This window comes from Lacinutrix sp. (assembly GCF_023299985.1).
Classification (GTDB): Bacteria; Bacteroidota; Bacteroidia; order Flavobacteriales; family Flavobacteriaceae; genus Lacinutrix.
In genome coordinates this window covers 1-8,429 of sequence record NZ_JALZVX010000012.1, presented here as the reverse complement: position 1 = coordinate 8,429, position 8,429 = coordinate 1, and the positions used below count along the sequence as shown (strand labels likewise).

Sequence of the window (8,429 nt, the reverse complement as noted above, 5' to 3'; positions counted from 1 at the left end):
GCAGAAGCATTTGCTGTAAAAGACGGGAAATTTATAGCCGTAGGAAGTACTTTAGAAATACAACAAAATTTTTTAGCTAAAGAAATAATTGACGCAAAAGGTAAAGCAGTAGTACCAGGATTAATAGATGGACATTGCCATTTTTATGGATTAGGTTTAAACAGGCAAACAGTAAATTTAGTTGGTACTTCTAGTTTTGATGAAGTGATGAAGCGTGTTATCGATTTTCAAAATAAAAATAATACTACGTTTATTATAGGTAGAGGATGGGATCAAAATGATTGGGAAGATAAAATCTATCCAACAAAAGCACTTTTAGATAAACTTTATCCTAACATTCCTGTAGCTTTAACGCGAATAGATGGTCATGCTATGTTGTGTAATCAAGTTGCTTTAGATTTAGCTAAGATTACTTCAAAATCTAAAGTTGAAGGTGGAGAAATTAAAGTTATAGATGGAAAACTAACAGGTGTTCTTATCGATAATCCTATGGAAATAGTAGAAGCTATTTTTCCAAAACCAACACGTCAACAACAAATTAATGCTTTAATGGATGCGCAAGAATTTTGCACTAATTTAGGTTTAACTACAGTTAGTGATGCAGGTTTAGATAAGCAAGTGATAGAGCTTATAGACAGTTTACAAAAAGCAAATACGCTACAAATGCGAGTATATGCCATGATTAGTAATAAAGAAGAAAACCTTGATTACTATTTAAATAAAGGTAAAATTAAAACAGAAAGACTAAATGTGCAGTCTGTAAAAGTGTATGCAGATGGAGCTTTAGGTTCTCGTGGAGCAGCTTTAAAAGAGTCTTACAGCGATGAGCATAATCATTTTGGAGCTATGGTAATTGGTACAGAAGATTATAAAAAATTAGCACTCAGAATTGAAAAAGCAGGTTATCAAATGAATACACATGCTATTGGAGATTCTGCAAATAGATTTGTATTACAAACCTATGAGAAAACTCTGGAAAATAAAAAAAATAGACGTTGGAGAGTAGAGCATGCACAAGTGATTACAGATAATGATTTCGAATATTTTAAAAATGAAAACATAATACCTTCAATACAGCCAACACATGCAACTAGCGATATGTATTGGGCTAAAGATCGCGTAGGAGAAGATCGCGTAAAAGGTGCTTACGCATACAAAACACTATTAGAAAAAAGTGGACGCGTGACACTTGGAACAGATTTTCCTGTAGAACAAGTTAATCCGTTTTTAACATTTTACGCAGCAGTTGCCAGAAAAGATTTAAAAGGATTTCCTGAAAATGGCTTTCAAAAAGAAAACGGATTATCTAGAATAGAAACCTTAAAAGGCATGACTATTTGGGCTGCTTATGCTAATTTTGAAGACCAAGAAAAAGGAAGTATTGAAGAAGGTAAATATGCAGATTTTATAATATTAAATCAAGATATTATGGAAATTCCTGAAGAAAAGATACCTTTAACAAAAGTGCAGCAAACCTATATTAATGGTGTGGCACAATAATTGAGTTTAGAAAACAAAATACAAAACCAATGAAGAGAATATTTACATTACTATTATTTTTTAGTTTATCTATAGCTAGTTTTGCACAAGTAGATGCTTATAGTGAAGCTGTTAAAAAGTGTGTTAAAAGTAACGGAACAATGTCTTATTACAACGATGTAATGGAGCAAATGTACCAAATGTTAGAAGTGCAATTTACAGATGAAAACGTTCCAGAGACTGTTTGGGCTGAGGTGAAAAAAGGTAAATCTGATGCCATGGATGAGCTTGCTCAAATGATGGTGTCTGCTTACAGAGCGCATTTTACGCATGAAGATGTAAAAAACATGAATACTTTGTATGCTTCAAAAGCAGGAAAAAACATGTTTAAAAAAGATGCTTTAACTGAAGGAGACAAGGTTATTTTAGGTGAATTTTATAAAAGTGAAACTGGACGAAAAATAACAGGTTCTCAAGATTCTATGAACGAGGCTATGAGTAAAATTTCCGAAATGTGGAGTAGTGGTACTTACAGAGGTGTTATTGCACAGTTGTCTGAGAAAGGTTATAACTTATAATCGATATTTTTTTAACGTTCTCTTTAATTGGAAGTTAATGTTATTTTTTATGCACTAGATATAAATCCTAGCCAAATAATCAAAATGTTCACCTTTCATAATTTCCTCACACTGTAATCCAATAGATGTACAGGCAATCTGTAATGTTTTAAAATCAAGGTATAACCATTTCATTGGTAATTCGTTTTCACCTTTATAGCTTAAAAAGTAATCTAACTCACCATAATAAGTAGAGTTTAGATCTTGCCAAAATCCGCCATCTTTTTCTTCGTACATGTATTTAATGTCACTAGAATCTATTAGAATTTGACCATTTTTATTTAGCAAACTTTTTAGGTGTGTTAAATATTTTGGAACGTCTTTTAAAGTTTGAAAAATCCCAGTACCATTCATTAAAAGTAAAATAGTATCAAAAGTCTCTTTTTCTTCAAGAAGCGGAAGTAATTCAGTATTTAAAACACCTCTTTTTTTACAAGTTTCAATAGCACCTTTAGAACTATCAATAGCTTTAATGTTAAACCCTTTTTCTTGTAAATATAGCGAGTGGCTTCCAGCACCACATCCTACATCTAGAAGATTTCCTTTAGCCATTTCTAAAGCTTTTTGTTCTAGTTTTGGCATGTATGTATAACTTCTAAACAAATAACTTAAAGGTAATACATCATCACCAGAAATATTTGTACATGTAATAATGTCTTCAGAAGTGTTTCCGTTGTAAAAATCTAATAAGGCTTTTCCGAAGATGTCTTTCATTGCCAATTTATTGTCATGCTGAACTTGATTCAACAACTCATTAATGTTACATTTGTACTATGCAAGACATTATTAATAATCTTCCAAAGCTGGCCAAAGATAAGCATAAGGAAAATAAAACCTTTTTTACAAAGCTTAAAAAAAAGCCACCAAAACAACTGGATTACATGATGCAAGAATTGCATGAAAAAGAGTTTACGCAAACCGATTGTTTAGAATGTGCTAATTGTTGTAAAACTACAGGTCCTTTATTTACCGATAAAGATGTAGATAGAATTGCGAAGCATTTTAAAATGAAAAGTCAAAAATTTGTAGAACAGTTTTTAAGAATAGACGAAGACAACGATTATGTTTTGCAGAGTGTGCCATGTACGTTTTTGGGCACAGATAATTATTGCTCGATTTATGATGTAAGACCAAAAGCTTGTAGAGAATTCCCGCATACTAACAGGAAAAAATTTCAGCAAATTTCTAATTTAACGTTACAAAATGTAGCGGTTTGTCCAGCAGCTTTTAATATTGTTGAAAAAATGAAAGAACGTATTAAACTTTAAGTTAATTTTAAATATTTTAGAGTTGCAATTATAAGCTCAACTTATTACTATTTTAATTACCTTTAAATAAAAAAATTGGAGTCTATAATTACTTATTTCGAAACTATTCCATCGCTTCATAGAAGTATTTTATTAATTGGAGGTATTGTATTCTTTTGGCTTTTAGAAGGTATTTTGCCTTTATTCAATTTTAAGTATAAAAAATGGAAGCATGCAATACCAAACCTGTTTTTTACCCTAACAACCATTATAATTAATTTTACTCTAGCTTTTTTATTATTAAAAACAGCAGATTGGGTTACGATTAATAATTTCGGAATTATTAATTGGTTACCACAAATGCCCTTTTGGTTATATGTTGTTTTAGGAGTATTATTATTAGATTTTATTGGCGCTTATTTGGCACATTTTACAGAGCATAAAATTAGCGTATTATGGATGGTGCATTTAGTACATCATAGCGATCACGAAGTAGATACTACTACTGCAAACAGACATCATCCTTTAGAGAGTATTATACGCTTTTTATTCACTTTAGCTGGTGTTTTTATTATTGGAGCACCAATAGGTGTTATTATGTTGTACCAATCTCTATCTTTAATATTTACACAGTTTACACATGCAAATATTACTATGCCTAAGCAACTAGATAAAGTATTGAGTTACATTATTGTGTCTCCAGATATGCACAAAGTACACCATCATTATATGTTGCCATATACCGATTCTAATTATGGAAACATCTTTTCGATTTGGGATCGTTTTTTTGGAACATATATGCACTTGGATAGAACAAAAATTATTTACGGAGTAGATACCTTTCCAAATGTCGAAGAAAACGCAAATTTAAGACATCTTTTAAAGCAGCCTTTTAATAAAGATAAAGCACCTACAAATAAAATTATTGAATAGTATATCGATATATATGTATATATTATAATACACTATGAAGTGTTTCTTATTCATCTTTTTTGGTACAATCATTGCTTTATAACTAGTAATTAATGCTAACAATTAGTTAAGTTGTTGATTATCAGTTGAAATTGTATTTCAGCGAGTATATTACACTTTTCGACTAAATTATTTTAAATTAAATACTAAATATAAAGAGTTAAATGCCTTTTTCTTTATTTTTGTACTCCCAAAGTACTAATTGATTTTTAGCAAAATTTAATAATTAGTAAATAATTTTATACATGAAAAACCTAACATTACTTATACTAGCTTTGTTTTTAAGCTTGTCAAGTTACTCTCAAAAAAAAGCGGTTACAGATATTCAAAAGAATGTTAACGAACAAGCAGCCGGTTTAGAACAATCATTAAACTTTGCACTAGATACATTAACACTTAAAAGTGATAAAAATATTTTGCGCGTTACTTTTTTAAGTCACGATGAAAAAGACTCTGTTATTATTGATGTTGATGCACCAGAAATTAAAATTCCACTATACCATTTTAAAAAAGGAAGATACACTATAGCAGTTTATAGAGAAGATAAAATTATTGCTCTAGGCGTTAAGCGTGTAGACGATATTGCTAGGCCAGAAAATGCAATTGCAGATTTAGAAGAGAGTATATTAAGATCTAGCTTAAGTGAAAAAGAACAAGTCGCTAGAAATATTAAGCCACTTAAGAAAAAACCTAGGGTTACAAAAGAGAAAGATACTCGCGTAGCAGTAGCTAAGCCAAGAGTAACTAGAAAAAAAGCAACACCTAATAAACAACCAGTTAAAACACGTAAGCAACGTGAACCAAGAGTAGTATCTAATGTCAATAAAAAGAATGTATTTGAGATAGCAGCAGAAAGAGAAGAGGCTAAAAAAGCAGCACGTCTTAAAAACGAAAAAGATAGAGCAGTAGCTAAAAACACTAGAGTTGTAAATAAGCCTACTAGAGCATCAACAATGATAGTTGTTAAAAAAGTAACATACAATCTTTCTAACGAAAACAACAAAAATATTGAAAAGGAAACTCGTGCAGAGTACAGAGAGAAAAATCTTCGTCCAAACGGAACGCGATATAACAACTAATTATATAGTAAATATTTAGTACGTACTTTATTAAAATTATCTAAGCCATCTTTCCAGGTGGCTTTTATATTTTCTACAGTTTCACCCGTTTCAATTTGTTCTTGTAGTTTTTTTGTGCCAGCCAACTTGGTAAAGAACCCATTAGATAAAAAGAAACTACTTTTATCCTTACTCGTGTTATAAGCATTAATTATGAAGCTAAGATCAAGCGCATCAAACTTTGGTGATCCTGTTAGATTGTAACCATTACAAACTTTGTTTTTGTGTTTTGGATACTTAGCTCCAAAATTTGGTTGTGGTGTAAAATTAAAATTGGTTTTTGGTAAAATAGGAGAACCATAAATTTGAAACTGTAACTCTGTACCACGTCCAACACTAACGTTAGTGCCTTCAAAAAAACAAAGACTTGGATATAGGTTTATTGCAATATCGTTTGGTAAATTAGGTGATGGTTTAATAGGTAAACTATAAGTTGAGTTATGCGTGTAGTGTTTCATTTTAATAACAGTAAGTTTACATTTTAAATTATTATTTAGCCAAGCTTCTCCATTAATCATTTGTGCGTATTCTCCAATCGTCATGCCATGAACCACTGGAATAGGATGCATACCAATAAAGCTTTTATGCGCTTCTTCTAAAATTGGTCCATCTATATAATGTCCATTTGGGTTTGGCCTATCAAGAATTATTACCGGAATATTCTGTTCTGCACAGGCTTCCATAACATAGTGTAGCGATGAGATATACGTGTAAAAACGTGCGCCAACATCTTGTATATCGAAAACCACAACATCTAAACCTTTTAACTGCTCTGGAGAAGGTTTTTTATTCTTTCCGTAAAGCGATATAATAGGTAAACCTGTTTTGGTATCTAAACCATCTTTAACTACTTCTCCTGCATCAGCTTTACCTCTAAAACCATGTTCTGGAGCAAATACTTTTTTAACTTTAATTTTTGAAGCAAGAAGAGAATCTACTAAATGTATGTATCTATCATTGTTAGGCATTTGCGACGTTGCAATATCATTCTTAAAAACAACACTTGTTTGGTTAGCTACAACACCAACACGTTTCCCATGTAATAATGGTAAATACGCCTCAGTTTGGTTAGCTCCAATAATAATTGGCTCGTCATCATCCTGAATTTGTTTAAGGACCTCATTATTAGAAGCCTCAGTATTATCACTTTGAGTAGCAACTATTAGCGTTTTATTTTTATCTTTTAGCCTATCAGTACTTCCGCAAGAAATTCCTAAAAAAAGAAATAATAAAACTGTATTTTTACACCACATTAATTGTACACTCATAACATTTTGAATTTCGAATACTTTATAGCCAAACGCATTATCGACAGTAAAGCGTATAAAAGTAGCATATCTGCTCCAATAATAAAAATTGGAATAGTAGCAATTGCACTTGGCATTATTGTAATGATGATAGCTATTGCCACAGGAATTGGTCTCCAGCAAAAAATAAGAGATAAAGTGGTAGCCTTTAACGGTCACGCAACGATTACCAATTACGACACTAATAACTCTCAAGAAAGCGAAAATCCTATTTCTATAAATCAAGATTTTTACCCAAATTTTAATAGAGTAAAAGGTATAAAACACATTCAAGGTGTGGCAACAAAACATGCTGTTTTTAGGCAGCCAGATACTTTCGAGAGTGTTGTTATAAAAGGTGTTGGAACAGATTACGATTGGCAATATTTAAAAGAGTATTTAGTAGATGGAGTATTACCAAACTACACGCAAAAACTAAGTGCAGAGCTTTTAATTTCAGAATATTTTTCTAAAAGGCTTAACCTACAAGTTGGCGATAAAGTAACCGCATATTTTTTAAGAGAAGATTTAAATAAGCCACCAAGGCCTTTAACCTACGAAATTGTAGGTATTTATAATTCTGGGTTTAAAGAATTCGACCAGCAGTTTGCTATTGGAGATATCAAGCACATTCAGCGTTTAAACAAATGGGAACCAGACCAAATAGGAAATTTCGAAATTTTTATAAACGATTTCGATGTTATAGAACAAAAAACTATTGAAATTTTTAAAGAAACACCTTCTACTTTAAATGTAGAGTCTGTAAAACAAAAATTTTGGTTGGTATTCGATTGGATTAGTATTTTCGACAAAAACATAGCAGGTATTATTGGTATCATGATTCTTGTTGCAGGCATTAACATGATAACCGCTCTTCTCGTTCTCATTCTAGAACGCACACAAATGATTGGTATTTTAAAAGCTCTAGGAAGTAGTAGCAATAGCATTAGAAAAATATTTGTTTACAACGCAACCTACCTTATAATTAAAGGTTTGTTTTGGGGAAATCTAATAGGTTTAAGCCTGTTATTTGCGCAAAAACAGTTTAGTTTTTTAAGCTTCCCAAACCCAGAACAATATTACATGAAAGTAATTCCAGTATATATAAGTCTCGATTATATTATACTATTAAATGTTGGTACATTTGTACTTTGCTTGACAATGTTACTTATACCATCGTATATAATTACAAAAATTTCTCCAATAAAAGCCATCCGTTTCGAGTAGCTTTTAATTACTAATTTTTGGGCGTTACCTAAAGGTCGCGCTTTCCGCTATATCTTTTTTGCTATTAATTGCAAAAAAGGATGCCGCATCAATCGCTAACGCAAATCAAGTTTAGTTATAAAAATAATTAAGTCAACTTTTAATTTTTAGCTTTTAACTTTTAACTTATTTTTGCAGCATGACTTACGCAGAAAATATTCTAGAAACTATAGGTAACACACCATTAGTAAAATTAAACAAACTCACAGCAGAGCTGCCTTGTTTGGTGCTCTCTAAATACGAAACCTTTAATCCAGGAAACTCTGTTAAAGACCGTATGGCATTACAAATGATTGAAGATGCAGAAGCAGATGGTAGATTAAAACCAGGCGGAACAATTATAGAAGGAACCTCTGGAAACACAGGAATGGGATTAGCATTAGCAGCCATAATAAAAGGTTATAAATGTATTTTTGTAATGGCAGATAAGCAATCTAAAGAAAA

The 8,429-nt window shown here is 31.4% G+C and carries 9 protein-coding genes; 7 read left to right on the top strand and 2 right to left on the bottom strand.

Annotated features, from left to right (window positions below; all coding sequences use genetic code 11):
• Both Q0C58_RS01000 and Q0C58_RS00995 read left to right on the top strand, forming a co-directional pair.
• Positions 1-1,500: amidohydrolase (locus Q0C58_RS01000; protein WP_290696463.1), on the top strand; the 1,500-nt coding region annotated here is incomplete at its 5' end.
• A gap of 29 nt (positions 1,501-1,529) precedes the next feature.
• Positions 1,530-2,057 carry a DUF2059 domain-containing protein gene (locus Q0C58_RS00995; RefSeq protein WP_290696461.1) on the top strand — a complete coding sequence of 176 codons (528 nt, stop codon included), beginning with the start codon at positions 1,530-1,532 and terminating at the stop codon, positions 2,055-2,057.
• 54 nt (positions 2,058-2,111) lie between these two features.
• On the opposite strand, the gene Q0C58_RS00990 is transcribed toward Q0C58_RS00995, so the two are convergent.
• Entirely contained in the window at positions 2,112-2,810 is a 699-nt protein-coding gene (locus tag Q0C58_RS00990; RefSeq protein WP_290696459.1) for a methyltransferase domain-containing protein, read from the bottom strand.
• 59 nt (positions 2,811-2,869) lie between these two features.
• Between Q0C58_RS00990 and Q0C58_RS00985 the strand changes: the two genes are divergently transcribed.
• The 3 genes from Q0C58_RS00985 to Q0C58_RS00975 all read left to right on the top strand — a co-directional run bounded on the left by Q0C58_RS00985 (position 2,870) and on the right by Q0C58_RS00975 (position 5,394).
• Positions 2,870-3,364 (top strand): YkgJ family cysteine cluster protein, encoded by a 495-nt coding sequence (locus tag Q0C58_RS00985; RefSeq protein ID WP_290696457.1) that lies wholly within the window; start codon positions 2,870-2,872, stop codon positions 3,362-3,364.
• 75 nt (positions 3,365-3,439) lie between these two features.
• Positions 3,440-4,276 (top strand): sterol desaturase family protein, encoded by an 837-nt coding sequence (locus Q0C58_RS00980; RefSeq protein WP_290696456.1) that lies wholly within the window; start codon positions 3,440-3,442, stop codon positions 4,274-4,276.
• Positions 4,277-4,560: 284 nt separating this feature from the next.
• Entirely contained in the window at positions 4,561-5,394 is an 834-nt protein-coding gene (locus tag Q0C58_RS00975) for a hypothetical protein (protein WP_290696455.1), read from the top strand.
• Here Q0C58_RS00975 and Q0C58_RS00970 read toward each other — a convergent pair.
• Positions 5,391-6,701, bottom strand: coding sequence for a DUF1343 domain-containing protein (locus Q0C58_RS00970; RefSeq protein WP_290696454.1), 1,311 nt, complete (start codon positions 6,699-6,701; stop codon positions 5,391-5,393). The genes Q0C58_RS00975 and Q0C58_RS00970 overlap by 4 nt on opposite strands.
• A 6-nt stretch (positions 6,702-6,707) precedes the next feature.
• On the opposite strand from Q0C58_RS00970, the gene Q0C58_RS00965 reads away from it, so the two are divergent.
• Together Q0C58_RS00965 and Q0C58_RS00960 are read left to right on the top strand one after the other, a co-directional pair.
• Positions 6,708-7,946: an FtsX-like permease family protein gene (locus tag Q0C58_RS00965; RefSeq protein WP_290696453.1), complete on the top strand. Its 1,239-nt coding sequence runs from the start codon at positions 6,708-6,710 to the stop codon at positions 7,944-7,946.
• 178 nt (positions 7,947-8,124) lie between these two features.
• Positions 8,125-8,429: pyridoxal-phosphate dependent enzyme (locus Q0C58_RS00960; RefSeq protein ID WP_290696452.1), on the top strand; the 305-nt coding region annotated here is incomplete at its 3' end.

Coding starts and splice junctions, on each gene's coding strand:
- Q0C58_RS00995 (WP_290696461.1), top strand. CDS start 1,530: ATGAAGAGAATATTTACATTACTATTATTTTTTAGTTTATCTATAGCT.
- Q0C58_RS00990 (WP_290696459.1), bottom strand. CDS start 2,810: ATGAAAGACATCTTCGGAAAAGCCTTATTAGATTTTTACAACGGAAAC.
- Q0C58_RS00985 (WP_290696457.1), top strand. CDS start 2,870: ATGCAAGACATTATTAATAATCTTCCAAAGCTGGCCAAAGATAAGCAT.
- Q0C58_RS00975 (WP_290696455.1), top strand. CDS start 4,561: ATGAAAAACCTAACATTACTTATACTAGCTTTGTTTTTAAGCTTGTCA.
- Q0C58_RS00970 (WP_290696454.1), bottom strand. CDS start 6,701: ATGAGTGTACAATTAATGTGGTGTAAAAATACAGTTTTATTATTTCTT.